Genomic DNA, 19,488 nt, shown 5'->3' on the forward strand with positions numbered 1-19,488 from the left:
CGGCAAAGCCCGCAATTTTAACGAGCCGTCACATCGGCGGCGTGAAGCCATTGCGCCCGACCAGCATGCGCAGCGCGGTGGGCTTGCCTTCCTTCACCTGCGCGGTGATCACCACCTTGGCGCCCGGCACCACCAGGGCCGCCTGGTCCGTATTGCCCGGCTTGAAGGTCACGACCGGCGTGCCGCGCGGCACGATGACGGTCTGCTCGCCGTCCTTGTACTTGAGCAGCAGCTTGTGGCCGCCCGGCGCTGAGGACGGCGCCGCTTCGAGCTGCGCCACGGTGGCGTTGGTCATCGTGCTCTGGGGCATCAGGTCCCAGGGGCGAAAGCCTTCGCCGGTCCCGCGCGCGGCCTCCGGAAACACAAGCACTTCCACGGCGCGCTGCGTGCCGTCGGGTTGCGGCACGGCGCCGGCGCCGACGAAGCTGCCCGGCTTGATGTCGGCCAGCGTGAGCGGAATGACTTCGGAGACGTTCATGTCGGCAGGGCGCACCATCGTGACGGTTTCGCCGCTGCGGTCCTTCACGGTCAGCGAATTCGCATCGGCACGCGCGATGACGCCGCGCACGCGCACGGTTTCCTGCGCCGCCGCCGCGGCGGACAAGGCAATCACGAACGATGCGGCAAAGAGCTTGACTTTGAACATGATGATGGGGCCGCGAGGGCGGCGGTTGGGGGGCGTTGCAGTCTAGGCCGATCCGCAAATCGCCGCTGGCGACGGAAAAGCGGCACGCGCTAAAATGCCGCTTCCGAGGAGCGTTGCAGCGCCGCCAGGCGTGAGGCTCGGACCCCTTCGCAACCACGCTCACCCGCTGTTCTCGCGGTGAGTCTCGTCCCCCGAACACAGCGGCATCATTCAAACTTGTTTTGGAGTCCACATGAGCGCCGTTCTCAAGTCCACCGCCGACCAGGCCATCGCCGATATCTCCCTTGCCGCCTGGGGCCGCAAGGAAATCCGCATCGCGGAAACCGAAATGCCCGGCCTGATGGCCATCCGCGAAGAATTCGCCAAGAGCCAGCCCCTGAAGGGCGCACGCATCACCGGCTCACTGCACATGACGATCCAGACCGCAGTGCTGATCGAAACCCTGCAGGCGCTGGGCGCCACCGTGCGCTGGGCCTCGTGCAACATCTTCTCGACGCAAGACCATGCCGCCGCCGCCATCGCGGCCACCAACACGCCGGTGTTCGCGATCAAGGGCGAGTCGCTCGAAGATTACTGGGACTACACCCACCGCATCTTCGACTTCGGTCCCAAGGGCTCGGCCGGCGAAGGCCCGAACATGATTCTTGACGACGGCGGCGACGCCACGCTCTTGATGCACCTGGGCCAGAAGGCCGAAAAGGACCAGAGCGTGCTGGCCAACCCGACCAGCGACGAGGAGCGCATCCTCTACGCGGCGATCAAGGCCAAGCTGGCCGTCGACGCGACCTGGTACACGCGCAAGTCGGCCGAGATCATCGGCGTAACCGAAGAGACCACCACCGGCGTGCACCGCCTGAACGAGATGAGCGCCAAGGGCACGCTGCTGTTCCGCGCCATCAACGTGAACGACTCGGTGACCAAGAGCAAGTTCGACAACCTCTACGGCTGCCGCGAATCGCTGGTGGACGGCATCAAGCGCGCCACCGACGTGATGATCGCCGGCAAGGTCGCCTGCGTGGCCGGTTACGGCGACGTGGGCAAGGGCTCGGCCCAGGCCCTGCGCGCGCTGAGCGCTCAGGTGTGGGTGACCGAGATCGACCCGATCAACGCGCTGCAGGCCGCGATGGAAGGCTACAAGGTCGTCACCATGGAGTACGCCGCCGACAAGGCCGACATCTTCGTGACCACCACCGGCAACCGCGACGTGATCCGCCACGAGCACATGGCCGCGATGAAGGACCAGGCGATCGTCTGCAACATCGGCCACTTCGACAACGAGATCGCCGTCGCCTCGCTCGAGAAGTACGAGTGGGAAGAGATCAAGCCGCAGGTCGACCACATCACCTTCCCGGACGGCAAGAAGATCATTCTGCTGGCCAAGGGCCGCCTCGTGAACCTGGGCTGCGGCACGGGCCATCCGAGCTTCGTGATGTCCTCGTCCTTCGCCAACCAGACCATCGCCCAGATCGAGCTCTTCACCAAGCCCGATGCCTACCAGGCCGGCAAGGTCTACGTGCTGCCCAAGCACCTCGACGAGAAGGTGGCGCGCCTGCACCTGAAGAAGGTCGGCGCGATGCTGACCGAGCTGACCGACGAACAGGCCGCCTACATCGGCGTGGACAAGAACGGCCCTTACAAGCCGGACACCTACCGCTATTGAGCGGAGCGCGTGCGCGCCGATCAGTTGCTCGTCGAACGCGGCCTGGCCGCCTCGCGCTCGCAGGCCGTGCGGCTGATCGCGGGCGGCCTGCGCTGGCGCGACGGCACGACCTGGCGCGTGGTCGGCAAGAACCGCGACGAGGTGCCGGAGACGGCCGAACTCGAGCTCGTCGATGCGGCCGAGGCGCGCTACGTCTCGCGCGGCGGGCTCAAGCTCGAAGGCGCGCTCGCTGCGAGCGGCATCGACGTGCAGCGCAAGCGCTGCCTCGACGTCGGCCAGTCGACCGGCGGCTTCACCGACTGCCTGCTGCAGCGCGGCGCCGCGCATGTGGTGGGCGTGGACGTGGGCCATGGCCAGCTGCATGCACGGATACGCGAGGATGCGCGCGTGACCGCCGTCGAAGGCGTCAATGCGCGCACGCTCGACGCGTCCGCCTGGGCCGATGCTTCGCCCGACTACACGCATTTCGATCTGATCGTCGGCGATCTCTCGTTCATCTCGCTCACGCTGGTGCTGCCCGCGCTGATACCGCTTCTCACACCGGCCGGTGAACTTCTGATGCTGGTCAAGCCTCAATTCGAGTTGCAGCCGGGACAGGTCGGCAAGGGCGGCATCGTGCGCGATGTGGCGCTTTTTGCAGTGGTCGAACAGCGCCTGCGCACGGCGTGCGCGGAGCTCGGCCTGCGCGTTGCAGCGTGGTTCGACAGCCCGATCACGGGCGGCGACGGCAACCGCGAATTCTTCATCCATGCCGTTCGTGCGAACGGCGAACCAGGAGCCGGCCGTGCGCCTTCCGTTGAGCTTTGAATTCTTTCCGCCGAAGACGCCCGAAGGCGCGGCCAAGCTGCGCACCGTGCGCCAGCAGCTCTACGTGCGGCAGCCCGAGTTCTGCTCGGTGACCTACGGCGCCGGCGGCTCGACGCACGAGGGCACCTTCGGCACGGTGCGCGAGATCCTCGGCGAAGGTGTCGATGCCGCCTGCCATTTCTCCTGCATCGGCGCCACCCGCAGCACGGTGCGCGAGCAGCTGGCGGAGCTCAAGGCCATGGGCGTCAAGCGCCTGGTCGCGCTGCGCGGTGACCTGCCGAGCGGCTACGGCATGGGCGGCGAGTTCCACTATGCGAGCGATCTCGTCGCCTTCATCCGCGAAGAGACCGGCCGCGATTTCCATATCGAGGTCGCCTGCTATCCCGAAGTGCATCCGCAGGCACGCTCGCCCGAAGCGGACTTGCAGGCCTTCGCGGCCAAGATGCATGCGGGCGCCGACTCGGCGATCACGCAGTACTTCTTCAGCCCCGAGGCCTACTTCCGCTTCGTCGACGAGGCACGCAAGCTGGGGCTCGCGGCGCCGATCGTGCCGGGCATCATGCCGATCACGAGCTCGACCCAGCTGATGCGCTTCTCGGATGCCTGCGGCGCCGAGATCCCGCGCTGGATCCGGCTGCGGCTGCAGGGCTTCGGCGACGACATGGCCTCGATCAAGGCCTTCGGTCTCGACGTGGTGACCGAGCTCTGCGCGCGCCTCGCCAGCGGCGGCGCGCCGGCGATGCACTTCTACACGATGAACCAGTCGGTGGCGACGCTCGCGTTGCTGGAGCGGCTGGGCTGGGACGAATGAGGTCGCGCCGCCTCGCCGGACGGCTGGCGCTCGTCGCCGCCGCCGTCTGGCTGGCGGGTTGCACCACGCCGCGCTCGTCCTCGCCCGGCGAGGGCGCGCAGGGATTGCGGCCGCTGGCGCGGCAGCCCGCGCTGCCGCCCGGCGCGCCGCCGCGTTCGCAGGTGCCTTCGGCGCGCTATGACCTCGCGGGGCCGGGTGCCGACGAATTGCCGGACGACGGCGCACCGGGCGACGCGGGCCCGCGCGAAATCTTCGAGCGCGGCGGCGCTTCCTGGTACGGCATCCAGTTCCACCAGCGCAAGACCGCGAACGGCGAGCGCTTCGACATGACGGAGCTGACGGCCGCGCACAAGACGCTGCCCTTCAACACCCGCGTCTGCGTGCGCAGCCTGGTGAACGGGCGCGAGGTGCTGGTCCGCATCAACGACCGCGGGCCGTATGCCTCGGGCCGCATCATCGACCTGAGCCGTGCCGCGGCCGAATCGATCGGCATGCTGGGGATGGGCATCAAGCAGGTTGCGTTGTCGATCATGGACAAGAACGGCGCGCGCTGTGCCGGCGCGGTGGTCGAGGCGAATGGGGCAGCGGACGTGGCGCCGGCTGCCGAAGCGCCTGCCAAGAAGCCTCCTGCGGCCAGACGAAGCCGCGAAGTGCCGCCGCGCCAGCGGCGCTGAAGCGCGTCGCGGCAGTCGGCTCAGCCGCCGCTCTCGAGCGAGGAAGCCGCGTGGCGATCCTGGCCGAGGCGCTGCGCCATCTGCGGCAGCGCGGGCTCGAGCAGCGCCTTCAGCGTGTAGGGCGGATTGATCAGGAACATGCCGCTCGCCGGCAGGCCCGGCCGGTGCGTGGAACCCGACGCGTCGGTGACGATCTTGCTCGACTTGACCGTCAGCGTCGCATGCAGCCAGGACTTGCCGGCCTTGGTGGCCAGCGTCTTGAGCCGGCGCGGCAGGTCGTGCGCCTCGGGCCGCGGAATGATCGGATACCACACGGCATAGGTGCCGGTCGCGAAGCGCTTGAGCGCCGCGGTCACGAAATCGAGCACGCGCGCATAGTCGCTCTTGATCTCGTAGCTCGGGTCGCACAGCACCAGCGCGCGGCGCGAGGGCGGCGGCAGGAACTTGGTCGCGCTGCCGAAACCGTCGTCGCGCAGCACCGCGATCTGGCGCCCGGCCTCGAGCTGCGCGATGTTGGCGTCGAGGGTGCGCGCATCGGTCGGGTGCAGCTCGAAGAGCTTGAGCTTGTCGTGCTCGCGCAGCAGGTGGTGCGTGATGAAGGGCGAGCCGGGGTAGATGCGCGCGCCGCCCTTGGGGTTGAAGTCGCGGACCACTTCGAGGTAGCGCGCGAGCGCATCGGGCAGCGGTGCCGCGGCCGCGTCTTTCGCCTCCGAAAGGAGGCGCAGCACGCCCTCGGCGGCCTCGCCGCTGGTGCCCGCGTAGTCGCCGTCGAGCCGGTAGAGGCCGGCACCTGCGTGCGTGTCGACCACCGTCAGGGCCGCCTCTTTTTCGAGCAGGTGGTCGAGCGTGGCAATCAGCACCGTGTGCTTGAGCACGTCGGCGTGGTTGCCGGCATGGAAGGCGTGGCGGTAGCTGAACATGAGAAATAGTGCCTGGAAGATGAACGGGGGAACGCTAGACTCACGCGCCGTAACATTGAATTACAAGAGGGGTCGAGGATGCGAGGAGCAAGCTGGCGATTCTGGGGCCTGTGCGTGGGCGCAGCCGTTCTGTCTATTTTGACGGGCTGCGCCTCGGTCACGCACGGCACCACGCAGACCGTGAAGATCGAGACGCTCACCCCGGGCGGACAGACGGTCGAAGGCGCGGAATGCAGGCTTTCCAACGACAAGGGGGAGGCCCTCGGGCTGTCCGGACAGAGCGTGCCCGTGCGGCGCTCGGGCGGCAATCTTTCGATCCACTGCACGCAGGCGGGACAGGCGCCAGCCGTCGGATCGGCCGTTTCACGCGTGAATGCGGGCATGGTGGGCAACGTCCTCATCGGCGGTGCAATCGGCGCCGCGATCGATGTGGGGACCGGCTCGGGTTTCAACTATCCGAGCTGGATGCAACTCGTCTTCGGCGAGGAGCGCACCTTCGACCGCAGCACGCAGCAGGGCGACCAGCCCGTGGCGGGGGTGACCGTGGGCACGACGACCCCGCTTGCCGCCGCCAAGCCCCCCGTGACCGGCACTGTGGTGGCGAAGAAGGATCCCGGCGGCAGCAGCGCCCAAGGCGCTCGCCCGGCGGTGCCCGAGCCGGCTGGTGCGGTTCCCGCATCCGCTGCACGGGTCTCGATGGACGACCTCAACGCCTTGCTGCCGGCCAAGCCATGACGATGGCAATGAAGAATTCGTTGCGCTGGACCTCGCTGCTCATCGCAGGCGGCTTGGCCACCGGCGGCGCGCAGGCGCTGGAACCCGACGCGCTGTTCGAAAAAGTCTCGCCCGGCGTCTGGACCGTGCGCACCTTCGATGCCCAGGAGCGCCCGCTGCGCGGCGGCAGCGCTGTGGTGGTCGCGCCCGGCCGCCTGGTCACCAATTGCCACGTACTGGCCAAGGCGAGCAGCTTCGTGATTCGGCAAGACAACGTCACCTACGGCGCGACGCTCGAATATCCGGACGTCGAGCGGGACTTGTGCCAGATCAAGGTTGCCAACTTCCGCGTGGCGCCGTTGCAGATCGCACCGGCCGGCGCGGCGCGCGTGGGACAGCGGGTGTATGCCATCGGCAGTCCGCGCGGCTTCGAGAACACCCTCGGCGAGGGGATCCTGTCGGGCCTGCGCGGCGGCGATGCTGCCGACGCCCGCTTGCTGCAGACCACAGCGCCGATCTCTCCCGGCTCGAGCGGCGGCGGGTTGTTCGACGGCGAGGGGCGCCTGGTCGGCATCACGACTTTCGGCGTGCGCGAAGCCGGCAGCCTCAACTTCGCGGTGCCGGCCGACTTCGTCGCGGAAATCCCCGCCCGGGCGCAGGCTGCGATGGCGCGCCGCGCCGAGGGCGGCGACGGCGCGATGGGCCCGCGCGGGTTGACCGATCCCCTTCGTCCCGGCAATGCGCTCGAATATGTACGCACGGACCGACTGACCGGAAACCGTGCTTCGGTCGTCTACCGGCTGGATCGCATCACGGGCGACGAACTGTTCTTCAACATGGGCGGCCGGATCGAGAAGGCGGACGGACGGGTCGTGACAGTCGCTTCTCCGGCCGGCGGGTACTTCGATTCGTCTTCGCCGCCGGGCGGATGGGGTCGCAAGGACATCAAGCCAGGCATGCGCTGGCACCTAGACTATGTCGCGACCACGGGCGAGAAGTGGCGGCACGAACTGGATGCCGTCGTCGTCGGCGAACGATCGATGCGCGTGGACGGAACGGAAGTCCGGGCCGTCCAGATCGCGTACACGGGATGGATCTATGCCTCGTACGGCACCGGCGCCTCCCTGGTCGGGACGCCGTTCGAGGCCACGGCCTGGTACGCCCGCGAGCTGGGCCGCGTCGTGCGCTTCGAGGCTCAGCATCGGCGCGGCAATTCGAGCAGCACGAGCGAATCGATCGAACTCGTTCGCGTGATTCGCTAGGGCGCCGGGGCCCCGGATTTGCCCGGCTGGCTCGATTCTTCGTATAATCGCGGGCTTCGCAGCGCTTTTGTGGCCCCGCGGCGAAGCTTCAAAACCCCACCTAAGAGATTCCCGCCAGAGGAACGCCGACCGTGGAAAAGGGCCCGCCAAACCTTCCTTTGCAGGAAAACTCATGACCAAAACGTTCAGCGCCAAGCCCGCTGACGTGACGCACGAGTGGTTTGTGATTGACGCGACCGACAAGGTCCTCGGACGAGTAGCCAGCGAAGTTGCTCTCCGTTTGCGCGGCAAACACAAGGCCATTTACACGCCTCACGTCGATACCGGTGACTTCATTGTCATCATCAACGCAGCCCAGCTGCGCGTCACCGGCGCCAAGCCGCTTGACAAGGTGTACTACCGCCACTCGGGCTACCCGGGCGGCATCACGGCCACCAACTTCCGCGACATGCAAGCCAAGCATCCGGGCCGCGCCCTGGAAAAGGCCGTCAAGGGCATGCTGCCCAAGGGCCCGCTCGGCTACGCAATGATCAAGAAACTCAAGGTGTACGGCGGCGCAGAGCACCCGCATACCGCCCAACAGCCCAAAGTGCTGGAACTGTAAGGAGCCTTGAGAATGATTGGTGAATGGAACAATGGCACCGGCCGTCGCAAATCGAGCGTCGCCCGCGTGTTTCTGAAAAAAGGCACCGGCAAGATCACGGTCAACGGCAAAGACATCCAGGATTTCTTTGGCCGCGAAACGTCGATCATGATCGCCAAGCAACCGCTCTTCTTGACCAACAACGTCGAAACCTTCGACATCATGGTCAACGTGGCGGGTGGCGGCGAATCGGGCCAGGCCGGCGCGACGCGCCACGGCATCACCCGTGCGCTGATCGACTACGACGCGACGCTCAAGCCGGTGTTGAGCCAGGCCGGCTTCGTGACGCGCGATGCGCGTGAAGTCGAGCGCAAGAAGGTCGGTCTGCATTCCGCACGCCGTCGCAAGCAGTTCTCGAAGCGCTGATCGCCTTTTGGGCTTATCGCTCGCACTGTCAAAGAGCCGCCTTCGGGCGGCTTTTTGCTGATTGCAGTAGCATCACTCTCATTGGCCGCACGTTCGGCCTCCACAGGAGTTCTCCCACATGAGTGCCGTTGCCGAAAACATCCAGACCCAGATGCCCGAGCCGATCATCTTCACGGACAGTGCGGCCGCCAAGGTGGCTGACCTGATCGCAGAAGAGGGCAACCCCGACCTCAAGCTGCGCGTGTTCGTGCAGGGCGGCGGCTGCTCCGGCTTCCAGTACGGTTTCACCTTCGATGAAATCACCAACGAGGACGACACGACCATGACCAAGAACGGCGTGTCGCTCCTGATCGACGCCATGAGCTACCAGTACCTGGTCGGTGCCGAGATCGACTACAAGGAAGATCTGCAGGGCGCCCAGTTCGTGATCAAGAACCCGAACGCCACCAGCACCTGCGGCTGCGGATCGAGCTTCTCGGCCTGATGCAGTAACCCTCCGCCAACGAGCCGCCTTCGGGCGGCTTTTTGCTGCCCGAGGTTTTCCAGGCCGTCAGGCCGGGTAGATGGCGCCGAGCACGCGTGCGCCGCGGGCGCCGGTCACGCTGGCGAGGTTGCCCGATTCGCCGCGCATCGTGCTGCGCGCCAGCCAGGCAAAGGCCGCAGCCTCGACCTGCTGGGGCGGCAGGCCGCGGTCGGCGGAGGAGACCACCTTCACGGTGGGCAGCAGCGCCTGCAGGCGGGCCAGGAGGTGGTGATTGAGCGCGCCCCCACCGCAGACGATCAGCAGCTCGCTGCCGGCGCCATGGCGCTGCAGATCCGCGGCGCAGACCGTAGCGGTCAGCTCGGCCAGGGTCGCCTGCACGTCGGCCGGCGCGGCCGCCGAGGTGCCCAGATGCGAGGCCAGCCAGGTCGGGTTGAACAGGTCCCGCCCGGTACTCTTGGGCGGCGCCTTGGCGAAGTAGGCGTCGGACCGAAGACGCGAGAGCAGGTCGGGCAGCACCCGGCCGCTGGCAGCCCACTGGCCGGCATGATCGAAGGGCTGGCCGTTGTGGCTCTGGCACCAGTGGTCGAGCAGCGCGTTGCCCGGCCCGCAATCGAAGCCGAGCACCGTGCCGCTGCCGGCCGGCAGCAGGCTCAGATTGGAGATTCCGCCGATGTTCAGCACGGCGACGGCCTGGTCGTCGCGCGCGAACAGCGCCCGATGAAAAGCGGGCACCAGCGGCGCGCCTTGGCCACCGGCTGCGAGGTCGCGGCTGCGGAAATCGGCCACCACCCGGATGCCCGTGAGCTCCGCGATCAGCGAGGGATTGTTGATCTGCAGCGTGTAGCCGACGTCGTCGAACTCGCCCGGCCGGTGGCGCACCGTCTGGCCGTGCGCACCGATGGCCGTCACGGCCTCGGCGGCGGTGCCGGTATCGGCCAGCAACTGCTGCACCACGCTCGCGTAAATCCTTGCGAGCTCATTGCCGGCCAGTGCGGCTCGGTGCAATTCGTTGTCGCCGCCCAGCGCATTGAGCGCCTCCAGCTCGGCGCGCAGAGAAACGGGAAAGCTGGCGGTGGCGTGTGCCCGCACTGCGATGCGTCCTTCCGAAAAGTCGGCCAGGACGCCGTCGACACCGTCGAGCGAAGTGCCGGACATCAGGCCGATGAAGAGTTCTTCAGCCATCGCCGGGAGCGAAAAACGCCTAGTCTGCGCTGGCCTGGACGACCGAGAAGGCGGCAGCCAGTTCCGTACGCGTAGCGCCGGCAAGGCGCTCGAAGGCCGGCCGCGCCGCCGCGCTGATCGGCACGCCGCCATCCTGCTGGGCGATGGTGGCCGGATCCTGGTATTCGCCATTCACCCGGAACTCGAAGTGCAGGTGCGGACCGGTGGCCCAGCCGGTGGAGCCGACCGCGCCAACGGTCTGGCCCTGGCTCAGGCTCTGGCCGACCTTGACGTCGATGCGGCTCAGATGCGCATAGGCCGTCTGCTGGTGGTTGCGGTGATTCACGATCACGATGTTGCCGTAGCCGCTCTGCGTGCCTGCGAATTCCACCGTGCCGTCGCCCACGCTGCGCACGGTCGTCCCGGTGGGCGCGGCATAGTCGATGCCGTTGTGCTGGCGCCAGCTGTTGAGGATGGGGTGCATGCGCATCGCGAAGCCGCTCGACACGCGAGAGAACTCGACCGGCGAGTTCAGGTACGCGCGACGCAGGCTCTCGCCGTTGGGACGGTAGTAACCGCCCTTTTGCCCGGGCTCCTGGAACCACAATGCCTGGTGCAGCTTGCCGTTGCTCTCGAACTCGGCCGACAGCACACGGCCGCTGCGCAGCGTCTGCCCGTCGGCATCGAAGGTTTCGTAGACGACGGCGAAGCGGTCGCCCTTGCGCAGCGAGCGGAAATCGACGTCGCCCGAGAAGATGTCGGCCAGCTGGCTCGCCACGGAATCGGGGATGCGTGCATCGTCGGTGGCCGCAAAGAGCGAGCTGCGAACGATGCCGCTGGCCAGCCGGCTGCCTGGGGTCAGGGCGTCGGTTTCGGTGCGCACGCGGTAGCCGGCGCCGATCTTTTCGACCACCAGGCGCTTGAAGCCGCCGTCGCCGTCGGGAATCCAGCGGGCGCTGAGTTTTTGCAAGGTGTTTTCTTGCGTGGCCTCGGCGGTCACGGTGCGGCCGACGCGGCTAAACAGGGCCATGCGAGCCTCGGCATTGCCGCGCACGAAGGCGGCTGCTGCGGCGTCGTCGATGCCCAGTCGGCGCAGCAGCGCTTCGGCCGTGTCGCTCGAACGGGTGATTTCGGTACGGAACAGCGTGAAACCGTGGGTATCGAGCGCTTCCACCTGGTCGGCGAAGGAGCGTGGGGTGACGGCTTCGAACACTTGCTTGACGGGCAACTCGGACGCATCGGGGCCGAGCGAGGCGACGGCGAAGGCACCGCCGCCGGCGGACAGCAGCAGCGCGGCGATGGCCGCCGTGATCTGCCTCGGGTACGTCCGGAATGTATAGGCCACGCGGGAAGCAAGCGCCTCCTCGGCGGCAAGAATGCCGTTGATCAAACTTCGAATTCCAGCTCAGGTTCAGCAAATCCGCGCTGCAAAGACCGTGTCGGACGGGCGGCAGGACGGTGCGGAAAAAAAGCGCCGCTTAGAATCCGGCGCTTGAAAAGTCGGGCTGAGTATAGCTTCGGCCATAGTCAAATCAGCCAAAAAGCGCCATGAACCCCGATTTTGTTACAACCGCAAGCCTGTCCGATGGTGTAGGACGCGCCCTTGAAGTTTCACTTCGTGGGGTCGACGAATTGCTGCCCCAGGATGAGTGGGTGAAGAAGCTCCAGCGCGCCGAGGCGACCGGCAAGCCGTTGCGGATCAAGCTGGGCCTGGACCCGACGGCGCCCGACATCCATATCGGCCACACGGTGGTGCTCAACAAGATGCGCCAGCTGCAGGACCTCGGCCACACCGTGATCTTCCTGATCGGCGACTTCACCACCACCATCGGCGACCCCTCCGGCCGCAACAGCACCCGGCCGCCGCTCACGCGCGAGCAGATCGAGGCCAACGCCCAGACCTACTACCGGCAGGCCAGTCTGGTGCTGGACCCCTCGAAGACCGAAATTCGTTACAACTCCGAGTGGAGCGACCCGCTGGGTGCGCGCGGGATGATCCAGCTGGCGGCCAAGTACACCGTGGCGCGGATGATGGAGCGCGACGACTTCAGCAAGCGCTTCAAGGCCGGCCAGTCGATCTCGGTGCATGAGTTCCTCTATCCGCTGATGCAGGGCTACGACTCGGTGGCGCTCAAGTCCGACCTCGAACTGGGCGGCACCGACCAGAAGTTCAATCTACTGGTCGGCAGACATCTCCAACAAGAATACGGCCAAGAGCCGCAGTGCATACTCACTATGCCGCTGCTGGAGGGGCTCGATGGCGTCGAGAAGATGTCGAAGAGCAAGAACAACTACATCGGCATCAGCGAGGACGCCAACACCATGTTCGCCAAGGTGCTGTCGATCTCGGACACGCTGATGTGGCGCTGGTACACCTTGCTGAGCTTCCGCTCGCTGGCCGAGATCGCGGCGCTCAAGGCCGAGGTCGAGGGCGGCCGCAATCCGAAGGATGCCAAGGTCGCGCTCGCCAAGGAGATCACGGCGCGCTTCCACAGCCAGGCGGCGGCCGAGGCGGCCGAGCAGGATTTCATCAACCGCAGCAAGGGCGGCGTGCCGGACGAGATTCCGGAGGTGGCGCTGTCGGGCGCGCCGCTGGGCATCGCCCAGGTGCTCAAGCAGGCGGGGCTGGCGGCCTCGACCTCCGAAGGCAACCGGCTCATCGATGGCGGCGGCGTGCGGGTCGATTCGAGCGTGGTGAGCGACAAGGGACTCAAGCTGGCTGCGGGCAGCTATGTCGTGCAGGTCGGCAAGCGCAAATTCGCGCGCGTCAGCTTGAGCTGAGCCGGAGCCTGTTCTTCAGCGCACTGGGGACCTGAAATACGCCGTTTAGTGCGGGACCGGGGGTGGCAGCAGCTCGAAGAGCAACTTGTGTTCGGCTTGCACCCGGGCCGGATCGGCCTGATCGACCACCGGCGCGCCACGCGTGGCGGTCGTGGCGCGCTGATAAGGTTTCGAGAGCGTCTCTTCGAAGTCATTGTTGCTGCGCACGACCAGGGCCGACGAGCTGCCGTCGGCTTGCGGCAACAACACAACCCGCGTGGACGAGGACGAGGGCGATGTGCTGGAGCAGGCCGCCAGCAGCGTAGCCGACAGGACGACAACGACAAGCCCGGGGAAAAGGCGAGACGTGTTCACTGCTGCGCGTCCGCCTGCACGATGAAGTCCGTGCCGCGGATGCCGATGGTGGCGGTCTGCGTCTCGATCCGCACGGCGTCGGGCTGGGTCTTGCCGATCAGGCCGGTCACCATGCGCAGCGATCCGCGGAGCAGCGAAACCAGCAAGCCGCCGTCGCGCGTGGCCGGATCGAAATGGAACTGCTTGAGGTCGAGCCGCGATGAGGGCCCCACCACCATCGTCGTGCCGTCGCGCAGCACCAGGCTGGCGGCCGAGTCGGCCTCGGTGACGATGCGGTCGATCGGTGCGATAGCGTCGCCGGCGTGCGCCGGACGCGCGGTGCCGTCGGTGTTGAGAAGCTGAACGCTGCCGCGCACCGACTTCAGGATGCCGGCATGCTCCGCGGCCGGCGCCTGGGCCAGAGCGCCGGCGCTGGCGAGCAGAAGCAGACCGCACAAGCTCATGGCCAAGCGTTTCTTCATGAGCACTCCTGTCCGGGTTTCTTGTTCCTGCACATGGTAAGCGAGGCCGAGCACCGCGGCCGTGCCACGATAATTCGCCACCTTTCTGCGGCGATGTCTCGTTTTCCCTTGTCCACCACCGACCGTTCTTCGTCTCCGGCCGCGTTGAGCCCGCAGTTGCTGCTGCGCGCCTCGATCGCCGTCGCGCTGATCACGATCGTGCTCAAGGGTGCGGCCGGCTGGCTGACGAACTCCATGGGCCTGATCTCGGACGCCATGGAGTCCTTCGTGAACCTGGCCAGCGCGATGTTCGCGCTCGCGATGGTCACGATCGCCGCGCGGCCGGCCGACGAAGACCATCCCTATGGCCATCACAAGGCCGAATATTTCTCGTCGGGCTTCGAAGGCATCCTGATCATCGGCGCGGCCATCGCCATCCTCTGGGCGGCGGTGCTGCGGCTGCTCTCGCCCGAGCCGTTGGACAAGCTGGGCTGGGGCCTGGCGCTGTCGATCCTCAGTTCGGGCTTCAATGCCGCATTGGCTTTCGCGCTGTTTCGCGCGGCGCGCGTGCACCGCTCCATCGCACTGGAGGCCGATGGGAGGCACCTGCTGGCCGATGTCTGGACCTCGGCCGCGGTCGTGATCGGCATCGCCGCGGTCGGCCTCACGGGCTGGCTCTGGCTCGATCCGCTGCTCGCGATCGGCGTGGCGCTGAACATCGCGCGCGAAGGGGTGAAACTGGTGTGGCGTTCGTCGCAGGGGCTGATGGACGAGGCGCTCGACCCCGCGTCGCAGGCGCTGCTGCACGCCACGCTGGAAAGCTTTGCCGCCAGCGTGCCCGAGGGCGCGCAGCTTCGCTTCGACGACATCGCGACGCGCCGTGCCGGCCAGCGCCGCTTTGCCGACCTGCACATGCACGTGCCCGGCGACTGGTCGCTCGAGCGCGCAGCGGCCTTGCGCGATGCGCTCGAGCAGGCGCTGATGGACGCGGTGCCCGGCCTGCGCGTGACCATCCAGCTGCTGCCGCTGGGCATGGAAGCGCGCGCCACGCAGATCGAGGACGACGCATGAAGGCGCTGCTCCAGCGCGTGGCCGAAGCGCGCGTCGACATCGGCGGCCGCACCGTCGGCGCCATCGATGCCGGCCTGCTCGTGCTGCTCTGCGCGGAGCGCGGCGACGGCGATGCCTTGGCCGATCGCCTGCTCGCGAAGATCCTGAAGTTGCGCATCTTCTCGGACGAGGCCGGCAAGATGAACCGCAGCGTGCAGGACATCGGCGGCGGCCTGCTGGTGGTGAGCCAGTTCACGCTGGCGGCCGATGTGAGCGGCGGCAACCGCCCGAGCTTCACGCAGGCGGCGCCGCCCGACGAGGGGCGCCGGCTCTACGAGTACTTCGTGGCCCGGGCGCGCGACGCGCATCCGGTGGTGGCCACCGGCGAGTTCGGCGCCGACATGCAGGTGCGGCTGGTGAACGACGGGCCGGTCACGATTCCGCTGCAGATATCGCCGTGAGCTTCAGTAGGGGTTCTTGATGCCGAGCCGCGCGAGGATCTCGATCTCTCGCGCCTCCATCGCCTCGGCGTCGGCCTCGCCAGTCTCGTGGTCCCAGCCCTGCGCATGCAGCGTGCCGTGCACCAGCAGGTGCGCATAGTGCGCGGCCAGTGTCTTGCGCTGTTCCTTCGCTTCACGCGCAACCACCGGCGCGCAGAGCACCAGGTCCGCCATCACGACCGGGCTTTGCGCATAGTCGAAGGTCAGCACGTTGGTCGCGTAGTCCTTGCCGCGGAATTCGCGGTTGAGCTGCTGGCCTTCCTCGGCATCGACGATGCGCACGGTGATCTCGCCGTCGGCATCGAGCGCATGGCGGATCCAGCGCGCGACCTGGTGGCGCGGCAGCGCGGCGCGGTGGCGCGCCGCGTCGCGAAAGCGCGCGAACTGCAGCGACAGCGACAAGGCGGCGAGCGCCATCTCAGCGGCTCGCAGCGCGCTTGCGCGCACCGTCGTAGGCATCGACGATCCGCGCCACCAGTGGATGCCGCACCACGTCGGCGCTGGTGAAGTGCGTGATGGCGATGCCGTTGACGCGCCTGAGCACGCGTTCGGCATCGATCAGGCCACTCAGTTGCTCCTTGGGCAGGTCGATCTGGCTCACGTCACCGGTCACCACCGCCTTGGCGCCGAAGCCGATGCGCGTCAGGAACATCTTCATCTGCTCGGGCGTGGTGTTCTGCGCCTCGTCGAGGATCACGAAGGCATTGTTGAGCGTGCGGCCGCGCATGAAGGCAAGCGGCGCGATCTCCAGCGTGTTGCGCTCGAAGGCCTTCTGCACGCGATCGAAACCCATCAGGTCGTAGAGCGCGTCGTACAAGGGCCGCAGGTAGGGGTCGACCTTCTGCGTGAGGTCGCCGGGCAAAAAGCCGAGCCGTTCGCCGGCTTCCACCGCCGGCCGCGTGAGCACGATGCGCTGCACCGCGCTGCGCTCCAGCGCATCGACCGCGCAAGCCACGGCGAGGTAGGTCTTGCCGGTGCCGGCGGGGCCGATGCCGATCGTGATGTCGTGGTTGGCGATGTTGTCGAGGTAGACGCTCTGGTTGGGCGTGCGAGCACGCAGGTCGGCGCGGCGCGTGGCCAGCGTCACCGCGCCGTCGTCGGCCTCGGTCATCGAGCTGTCGCCCGCCACCGTGAGCTGCACCACCGCCGCATCGATCGGGCGCTGGGCGATCTCGTAGAGCGCCTGCAGCACGTCCATCGCGCGCTGTGCGTTGAGCTTGGGCCCCTCGATCTTGAACTGCTCGTGCCGGTGCGCGATCTTGACGTTGAGCGCCTCCTCGATACGCCGCAGGTGCGCGTCGAGCGGCCCGCAGAGGTGCCCCAGGCGCGTGTTGTTGGGCGGGGCGAAGGTGTGTCGCAGAATCACGCGGATTTCATTTCAAAGCGAGAAGGGCACCCATGATAGGCAAACTCACCGGCATCCTGGCCGAACGCAATCCGCCGCAGGTGGTGGTGGACTGCAACGGCGTCGGCTACGAGGTCGACGTGCCGATGAGCACCTTCTACAACCTGCCTTCCACCGGCGAACGCGTTTCGCTGCTCACGCATTTCGTGGTGCGCGAGGATGCGCAGGTGCTCTACGGCTTCGGCAGCGCCGACGAGCGCGCCACTTTTCGCCAGCTCATCAAGATCTCGGGTGTCGGACCGCGCATGGCGCTGGGCGTGCTGTCCGGCCTCAGCGTCGCCGAGCTCGCGCAGGCCATCACCCTGCAGGACGCGGGGCGGCTGGTGAAGATTCCCGGCATCGGCAAGAAGACCGCCGAGCGGCTCTTGCTCGAACTCAAGGGCAAGATGGGCGCCGACATCGGCGCGCCTGCGCATGCGGCGACCGATGCGCAGGCCGACATCCTGCAAGCGCTGGTCGCGCTGGGCTACAGCGACAAGGAGGCCGCCGCCTCGCTCAAGGCCTTGCCGAAGGATGTGGCGGTGGGCGAAGGAATCAAGCTGGCGCTGAAGGCGCTGGCGAAGTAGCGTTCAGGCGTGGATCTTCTCGTGGCGCGCCAGCATCGCCACGAACTGCGCGAGTCGGCGTTCGCGCGTCTCTGCTTTCTTGGCAGTCTGTAGGCGCCACAGAATTGCATAGCGGTTGGCGCCATCCAGCGTCTCGAAGAAGGCGGCCGCGTGGCGATCGGCGTCGAGCGCGGCCTTCAGATCGGGCGGGATGGCGGACGTGCGTGCGCCGTCGTAGGCCGCTTCCCAGCGACCGTCCTTCTTCGCCCGATCGATCTGCGCCTTGCCGGCCGGCCGCATGCGCTTCTCCTTCACCAGCGTCATGGCCTTGTCGCGATTGATCTTCGACCAGACGCTCCTGGGCGACCTCGGCGTGAAGCGCTGCAGCCAGAAGCTGTCGTCATCGGCCTTCTTCCGGCCATCGATCCAACCCTGGCAAAGCGCTTCCTCGACCGCTTCGGCATAGCTCACCGAGCGCTCGCTGCTGTCCTTCTTCGCGAGGCGCAGCCACACGCCCGCCGATGTGGCGTGATGGGTGGCGAGCCACTTCTTCCATTGCGCCGCAGTCTCGAAAAATAGTGACGCCTCTTCGGATGCCGTCATGGAACCCACCAGTAGCGCAGTGCGTGGAAGTAGATCGGCGCCGCGAAGATCACCGAGTCGAGCCGGTCGAGCATGCCGCCGTGCCCTTCGATCATCGTGCCCCAGTCCTTGACGCCGCGGTCGCGCTTGATGGCCGACATCACCAGGCCGCCGAAGAAGCCCATCACGCAGATGGTCAGCGCCATCAGCGCCGCCTGCCAGGGATTGAAGGGCGTGGCCCAGTAGAGCGCAGCGCCGAGCGCGGTGGCGCTGGCCACGCCGCCGATCAGGCCTTCCCAGGTTTTCGAGGGCGAGAGCTCGGGCGCCACCTTGCGCCGGCCGAAGAGCTTGCCCCAGACGTACTGCAGAACGTCGCTGCCCTGCACCACGATCACGAGAAAGGCGATCAACAGCAGGTTGCGGCCTTCGAAGCCGGGGATCTGCAAGGTCAACAGCGCCGGCACGTGGCTGATGCAGAACACGCAGACCATCAGCCCCCACTGCACCTTGGACGTGCGCTCGAGGAAGCGCTTGGTGTCGCCGCCGACCGCGGCGAGGATCGGCAGCACCAGGAAGGCGTAGACCGGGATGAAGATCGAGTAGAGCCCGTACCACTCGATCCAGATCAGGAAGTACTGCACCGGCAGCGCGACGAAGAAGGCGAGCGCGATCGCATGGTGGTCGCCGCGCCGCGTATAGGCCAGGCTCATGAATTCGCGCAGCGCGTAGAACGAGATCAGGTAGAACAGCAGGATCACGCCGCCCTTGCCGAACGCGAAAGCGATGCCGATCACCGCGACCATCACCCACCATGCGTTGACGCGCGAGTTCAGGTTGTCGATCACCGAATGGGGCTGGCCCTGCGCCACGCGCCATTTGAGCAGCGCGCCGATGGCCGAGGCGAGGATCAGCACGCCGGCGACGCCGCCGAAGAGCGTGAGCGTGGTCTCGGTGGAGGCAGAGATGTTCATGATGGCGAGATCTCTTCCGCGCGGTCGTACTCGGGCCGCAGATCGAGCATCGCCGCGCGCGCCCGCGCGATGAACGCGTTCTTGTCTTCGTCTTCGGCCAGGTTGATCGGCGTGCCGTAGCGCACGCTGCAGGCGAGCGGAATCGGCACCAGCGTGCCCTTGGGCAGCACGCGCTTGAGGTTTTCGATCCAAACCGGCACCAGCCGCACCTGAGGACAGGCGCGGGCCAGGTGGTAGAGCCCGCTCTTGAGCGGCAGCAGCACCTCCTCGCCGATGTTGCGCGTGCCTTCGGGAAACATGATCAGCGAGTCGCCCGAGCGCAGCGCCTCGGTCATCTGGTCGACCGGGTTGGCCGCTTCGCCGCCGGCGGCGCTGCCGTCGCGGCGGATCATCAATGCGTTGAACACGTCGCGGCCGATGAAGCGGCGCAGCGGCGAGGCGTCCCAGTAATCCTGCCCGGCCACCGGCCGTGTGAGCGCGCGCAGGTCCGGCGGCAGCGTGGCCCACAGCAGCACGAAGTCGCCATGGCTGGTGTGGTTGGCGAAGTAGAGCGTCTGCTCGGCCTTCGGGCTGGTGCCGGCCCAGATGGCGCGCACGCCGGTCAGGAGCTTGGCGAAGACGACGATCAGCCAGGCCGAGACGACGGCCGCCGCCTTGCGCAGCCCGCCCGATTCGGAAGAACTCATGACAACTCCTCGGGATTCATGCGTGG

Annotated in this window: 24 protein-coding genes and 1 riboswitch; of the genes, 13 read left to right on the forward strand and 11 right to left on the reverse strand. The window is 67.1% G+C overall.

The genetic code is table 11. The annotated features are described in order from the left end of the window. Window positions 1–28: 28 nt before the first annotated feature. The gene (locus ACSQ9I_RS04780; protein WP_436312426.1) at window positions 29–646 is read right to left on the reverse strand and encodes a hypothetical protein; all 618 of its coding nucleotides are present in this window, start codon (window positions 644–646) and stop codon (window positions 29–31) included. A 100-nt stretch (window positions 647–746) separates the two neighbouring features. Beyond that, window positions 747–814: riboswitch (S-adenosyl-L-homocysteine riboswitch) on the forward strand. A gap of 64 nt (window positions 815–878) precedes the next feature. Between ACSQ9I_RS04780 and ahcY the strand changes: the two genes are divergently transcribed. Genes ahcY through ACSQ9I_RS04800 form a run of 4 tightly spaced genes read left to right on the forward strand, consistent with a single transcriptional unit; the run spans window position 879 to window position 4,598 of the window. Continuing rightward, window positions 879–2,306 carry an adenosylhomocysteinase gene (gene ahcY / locus ACSQ9I_RS04785; RefSeq protein ID WP_436312427.1) on the forward strand — a complete coding sequence of 476 codons (1,428 nt, stop codon included), beginning with the start codon at window positions 879–881 and terminating at the stop codon, window positions 2,304–2,306. 9 nt (window positions 2,307–2,315) lie between these two features. Then, on the forward strand, window positions 2,316–3,113 hold the full coding sequence (locus tag ACSQ9I_RS04790; protein ID WP_436312428.1) for a TlyA family RNA methyltransferase: 798 nt from the start codon (window positions 2,316–2,318) through the stop codon (window positions 3,111–3,113). Continuing rightward, on the forward strand, window positions 3,091–3,924 hold the full coding sequence (metF, locus tag ACSQ9I_RS04795; RefSeq protein WP_093109604.1) for a methylenetetrahydrofolate reductase [NAD(P)H]: 834 nt from the start codon (window positions 3,091–3,093) through the stop codon (window positions 3,922–3,924). The genes ACSQ9I_RS04790 and metF overlap by 23 nt, the downstream gene beginning before the upstream one ends. After that, the gene (locus tag ACSQ9I_RS04800; RefSeq protein WP_436302863.1) at window positions 3,921–4,598 is read left to right on the forward strand and encodes a septal ring lytic transglycosylase RlpA family protein; all 678 of its coding nucleotides are present in this window, start codon (window positions 3,921–3,923) and stop codon (window positions 4,596–4,598) included. The genes metF and ACSQ9I_RS04800 overlap by 4 nt, the downstream gene beginning before the upstream one ends. Before the next feature lie 20 nt (window positions 4,599–4,618). Here ACSQ9I_RS04800 and ACSQ9I_RS04805 read toward each other — a convergent pair whose 3' ends face one another. Next, window positions 4,619–5,518 carry a 23S rRNA (adenine(2030)-N(6))-methyltransferase RlmJ gene (locus ACSQ9I_RS04805; RefSeq protein WP_436312429.1) on the reverse strand — a complete coding sequence of 300 codons (900 nt, stop codon included), beginning with the start codon at window positions 5,516–5,518 and terminating at the stop codon, window positions 4,619–4,621. A gap of 114 nt (window positions 5,519–5,632) precedes the next feature. On the opposite strand from ACSQ9I_RS04805, the gene ACSQ9I_RS04810 reads away from it, so the two are divergent. The 5 genes from ACSQ9I_RS04810 to erpA all read left to right on the forward strand — a co-directional run bounded on the left by ACSQ9I_RS04810 (window position 5,633) and on the right by erpA (window position 8,987). Next, the gene (locus ACSQ9I_RS04810) at window positions 5,633–6,253 is read left to right on the forward strand and encodes a hypothetical protein (protein ID WP_436312430.1); all 621 of its coding nucleotides are present in this window, start codon (window positions 5,633–5,635) and stop codon (window positions 6,251–6,253) included. 8 nt (window positions 6,254–6,261) lie between these two features. Next, complete coding sequence (locus ACSQ9I_RS04815; protein ID WP_436312431.1) at window positions 6,262–7,494, forward strand: S1C family serine protease; 1,233 nt, start codon at window positions 6,262–6,264, stop codon at window positions 7,492–7,494. A gap of 172 nt (window positions 7,495–7,666) precedes the next feature. Next, window positions 7,667–8,098 (forward strand): 50S ribosomal protein L13, encoded by a 432-nt coding sequence (gene rplM, locus ACSQ9I_RS04820; RefSeq protein ID WP_028249522.1) that lies wholly within the window; start codon window positions 7,667–7,669, stop codon window positions 8,096–8,098. Between the two features lie 12 nt (window positions 8,099–8,110). Further along, a complete protein-coding gene (gene rpsI / locus ACSQ9I_RS04825; RefSeq protein ID WP_093109516.1) occupies window positions 8,111–8,503 on the forward strand; it encodes a 30S ribosomal protein S9 in 393 nt (130 codons plus the stop codon). 118 nt (window positions 8,504–8,621) lie between these two features. Next, window positions 8,622–8,987, forward strand: coding sequence for an iron-sulfur cluster insertion protein ErpA (gene erpA, locus ACSQ9I_RS04830; protein ID WP_019656358.1), 366 nt, complete (start codon window positions 8,622–8,624; stop codon window positions 8,985–8,987). Between the two features lie 66 nt (window positions 8,988–9,053). On the opposite strand, the gene ACSQ9I_RS04835 is transcribed toward erpA, so the two are convergent. Both ACSQ9I_RS04835 and ACSQ9I_RS04840 read right to left on the reverse strand, forming a co-directional pair. After that, on the reverse strand, window positions 9,054–10,169 hold the full coding sequence (locus ACSQ9I_RS04835) for an anhydro-N-acetylmuramic acid kinase (RefSeq protein ID WP_093109517.1): 1,116 nt from the start codon (window positions 10,167–10,169) through the stop codon (window positions 9,054–9,056). A 19-nt stretch (window positions 10,170–10,188) separates the two neighbouring features. Continuing rightward, on the reverse strand, window positions 10,189–11,538 hold the full coding sequence (locus ACSQ9I_RS04840; protein WP_436302868.1) for a peptidoglycan DD-metalloendopeptidase family protein: 1,350 nt from the start codon (window positions 11,536–11,538) through the stop codon (window positions 10,189–10,191). A gap of 158 nt (window positions 11,539–11,696) precedes the next feature. Here ACSQ9I_RS04840 and tyrS point away from each other — a divergent pair, with 158 nt between their 5' ends. Further along, on the forward strand, window positions 11,697–12,929 hold the full coding sequence (gene tyrS, locus ACSQ9I_RS04845) for a tyrosine--tRNA ligase (protein WP_436302869.1): 1,233 nt from the start codon (window positions 11,697–11,699) through the stop codon (window positions 12,927–12,929). A 45-nt stretch (window positions 12,930–12,974) separates the two neighbouring features. Here the strand turns inward: tyrS and ACSQ9I_RS04850 are convergent, their stop codons facing one another. Then, window positions 12,975–13,283 carry a hypothetical protein gene (locus tag ACSQ9I_RS04850; RefSeq protein ID WP_436312432.1) on the reverse strand — a complete coding sequence of 103 codons (309 nt, stop codon included), beginning with the start codon at window positions 13,281–13,283 and terminating at the stop codon, window positions 12,975–12,977. Continuing rightward, window positions 13,280–13,744, reverse strand: a complete 465-nt coding sequence (locus tag ACSQ9I_RS04855) for a FecR family protein (protein WP_436293776.1) — start codon at window positions 13,742–13,744, stop codon at window positions 13,280–13,282. The genes ACSQ9I_RS04850 and ACSQ9I_RS04855 overlap by 4 nt, the downstream gene beginning before the upstream one ends. A 93-nt stretch (window positions 13,745–13,837) precedes the next feature. On the opposite strand from ACSQ9I_RS04855, the gene ACSQ9I_RS04860 reads away from it, so the two are divergent. Then, on the forward strand, window positions 13,838–14,794 hold the full coding sequence (locus ACSQ9I_RS04860) for a cation diffusion facilitator family transporter (protein WP_093109521.1): 957 nt from the start codon (window positions 13,838–13,840) through the stop codon (window positions 14,792–14,794). Further along, entirely contained in the window at window positions 14,791–15,234 is a 444-nt protein-coding gene (gene dtd / locus ACSQ9I_RS04865; protein ID WP_093109522.1) for a D-aminoacyl-tRNA deacylase, read from the forward strand. The genes ACSQ9I_RS04860 and dtd overlap by 4 nt, the downstream gene beginning before the upstream one ends. A gap of 3 nt (window positions 15,235–15,237) precedes the next feature. Here dtd and ybeY read toward each other — a convergent pair whose 3' ends face one another. Together ybeY and ACSQ9I_RS04875 are read right to left on the reverse strand one after the other, a co-directional pair. Continuing rightward, window positions 15,238–15,690 (reverse strand): rRNA maturation RNase YbeY, encoded by a 453-nt coding sequence (ybeY, locus tag ACSQ9I_RS04870; protein WP_093109523.1) that lies wholly within the window; start codon window positions 15,688–15,690, stop codon window positions 15,238–15,240. Window position 15,691: 1 nt separating this feature from the next. Then, window positions 15,692–16,639 carry a PhoH family protein gene (locus ACSQ9I_RS04875; RefSeq protein WP_436302870.1) on the reverse strand — a complete coding sequence of 316 codons (948 nt, stop codon included), beginning with the start codon at window positions 16,637–16,639 and terminating at the stop codon, window positions 15,692–15,694. Between the two features lie 32 nt (window positions 16,640–16,671). Here ACSQ9I_RS04875 and ruvA point away from each other — a divergent pair, with 32 nt between their 5' ends. Then, on the forward strand, window positions 16,672–17,244 hold the full coding sequence (gene ruvA / locus ACSQ9I_RS04880) for a Holliday junction branch migration protein RuvA (RefSeq protein ID WP_436312433.1): 573 nt from the start codon (window positions 16,672–16,674) through the stop codon (window positions 17,242–17,244). A gap of 3 nt (window positions 17,245–17,247) precedes the next feature. Here the strand turns inward: ruvA and ACSQ9I_RS04885 are convergent, their stop codons facing one another. Genes ACSQ9I_RS04885 through ACSQ9I_RS04895 form a run of 3 tightly spaced genes read right to left on the reverse strand, consistent with a single transcriptional unit; the run spans window position 17,248 to window position 19,462 of the window. Continuing rightward, window positions 17,248–17,826 carry a YdeI/OmpD-associated family protein gene (locus tag ACSQ9I_RS04885; RefSeq protein ID WP_436312434.1) on the reverse strand — a complete coding sequence of 193 codons (579 nt, stop codon included), beginning with the start codon at window positions 17,824–17,826 and terminating at the stop codon, window positions 17,248–17,250. Beyond that, window positions 17,823–18,776: a phosphatidate cytidylyltransferase gene (locus ACSQ9I_RS04890; protein ID WP_436312435.1), complete on the reverse strand. Its 954-nt coding sequence runs from the start codon at window positions 18,774–18,776 to the stop codon at window positions 17,823–17,825. Before ACSQ9I_RS04890 ends, ACSQ9I_RS04885 begins: the two co-directional genes overlap by 4 nt. After that, on the reverse strand, window positions 18,773–19,462 hold the full coding sequence (locus tag ACSQ9I_RS04895) for a lysophospholipid acyltransferase family protein (RefSeq protein ID WP_436312436.1): 690 nt from the start codon (window positions 19,460–19,462) through the stop codon (window positions 18,773–18,775). Before ACSQ9I_RS04895 ends, ACSQ9I_RS04890 begins: the two co-directional genes overlap by 4 nt. Window positions 19,463–19,488: the final 26 nt, after the last annotated feature.

The sequence above is a fragment of the Variovorax sp. LjRoot84 genome (genome assembly GCF_964254305.1).
GTDB lineage: Bacteria > Pseudomonadota > Gammaproteobacteria > Burkholderiales > Burkholderiaceae_C > Variovorax.

What these genes read in the sequence shown, in the direction of transcription:
- ACSQ9I_RS04780 (WP_436312426.1), bottom strand. Translation starts at nt 646, where the DNA reads ATGTTCAAAGTCAAGCTCTTTGCCGCATCGTTCGTGATTGCCTTGTCC.
- ahcY (WP_436312427.1), top strand. Translation starts at nt 879, where the DNA reads ATGAGCGCCGTTCTCAAGTCCACCGCCGACCAGGCCATCGCCGATATC.
- ACSQ9I_RS04800 (WP_436302863.1), top strand. Translation starts at nt 3,921, where the DNA reads ATGAGGTCGCGCCGCCTCGCCGGACGGCTGGCGCTCGTCGCCGCCGCC.
- ACSQ9I_RS04805 (WP_436312429.1), bottom strand. Translation starts at nt 5,518, where the DNA reads ATGTTCAGCTACCGCCACGCCTTCCATGCCGGCAACCACGCCGACGTG.
- ACSQ9I_RS04815 (WP_436312431.1), top strand. Translation starts at nt 6,262, where the DNA reads ATGAAGAATTCGTTGCGCTGGACCTCGCTGCTCATCGCAGGCGGCTTG.
- rplM (WP_028249522.1), top strand. Translation starts at nt 7,667, where the DNA reads ATGACCAAAACGTTCAGCGCCAAGCCCGCTGACGTGACGCACGAGTGG.
- rpsI (WP_093109516.1), top strand. Translation starts at nt 8,111, where the DNA reads ATGATTGGTGAATGGAACAATGGCACCGGCCGTCGCAAATCGAGCGTC.
- erpA (WP_019656358.1), top strand. Translation starts at nt 8,622, where the DNA reads ATGAGTGCCGTTGCCGAAAACATCCAGACCCAGATGCCCGAGCCGATC.
- ACSQ9I_RS04835 (WP_093109517.1), bottom strand. Translation starts at nt 10,169, where the DNA reads ATGGCTGAAGAACTCTTCATCGGCCTGATGTCCGGCACTTCGCTCGAC.
- tyrS (WP_436302869.1), top strand. Translation starts at nt 11,697, where the DNA reads ATGAACCCCGATTTTGTTACAACCGCAAGCCTGTCCGATGGTGTAGGA.
- ACSQ9I_RS04855 (WP_436293776.1), bottom strand. Translation starts at nt 13,744, where the DNA reads ATGAAGAAACGCTTGGCCATGAGCTTGTGCGGTCTGCTTCTGCTCGCC.
- ACSQ9I_RS04860 (WP_093109521.1), top strand. Translation starts at nt 13,838, where the DNA reads ATGTCTCGTTTTCCCTTGTCCACCACCGACCGTTCTTCGTCTCCGGCC.
- dtd (WP_093109522.1), top strand. Translation starts at nt 14,791, where the DNA reads ATGAAGGCGCTGCTCCAGCGCGTGGCCGAAGCGCGCGTCGACATCGGC.
- ybeY (WP_093109523.1), bottom strand. Translation starts at nt 15,690, where the DNA reads ATGGCGCTCGCCGCCTTGTCGCTGTCGCTGCAGTTCGCGCGCTTTCGC.
- ruvA (WP_436312433.1), top strand. Translation starts at nt 16,672, where the DNA reads ATGATAGGCAAACTCACCGGCATCCTGGCCGAACGCAATCCGCCGCAG.
- ACSQ9I_RS04885 (WP_436312434.1), bottom strand. Translation starts at nt 17,826, where the DNA reads ATGACGGCATCCGAAGAGGCGTCACTATTTTTCGAGACTGCGGCGCAA.
- ACSQ9I_RS04890 (WP_436312435.1), bottom strand. Translation starts at nt 18,776, where the DNA reads ATGAACATCTCTGCCTCCACCGAGACCACGCTCACGCTCTTCGGCGGC.
- ACSQ9I_RS04895 (WP_436312436.1), bottom strand. Translation starts at nt 19,462, where the DNA reads ATGAGTTCTTCCGAATCGGGCGGGCTGCGCAAGGCGGCGGCCGTCGTC.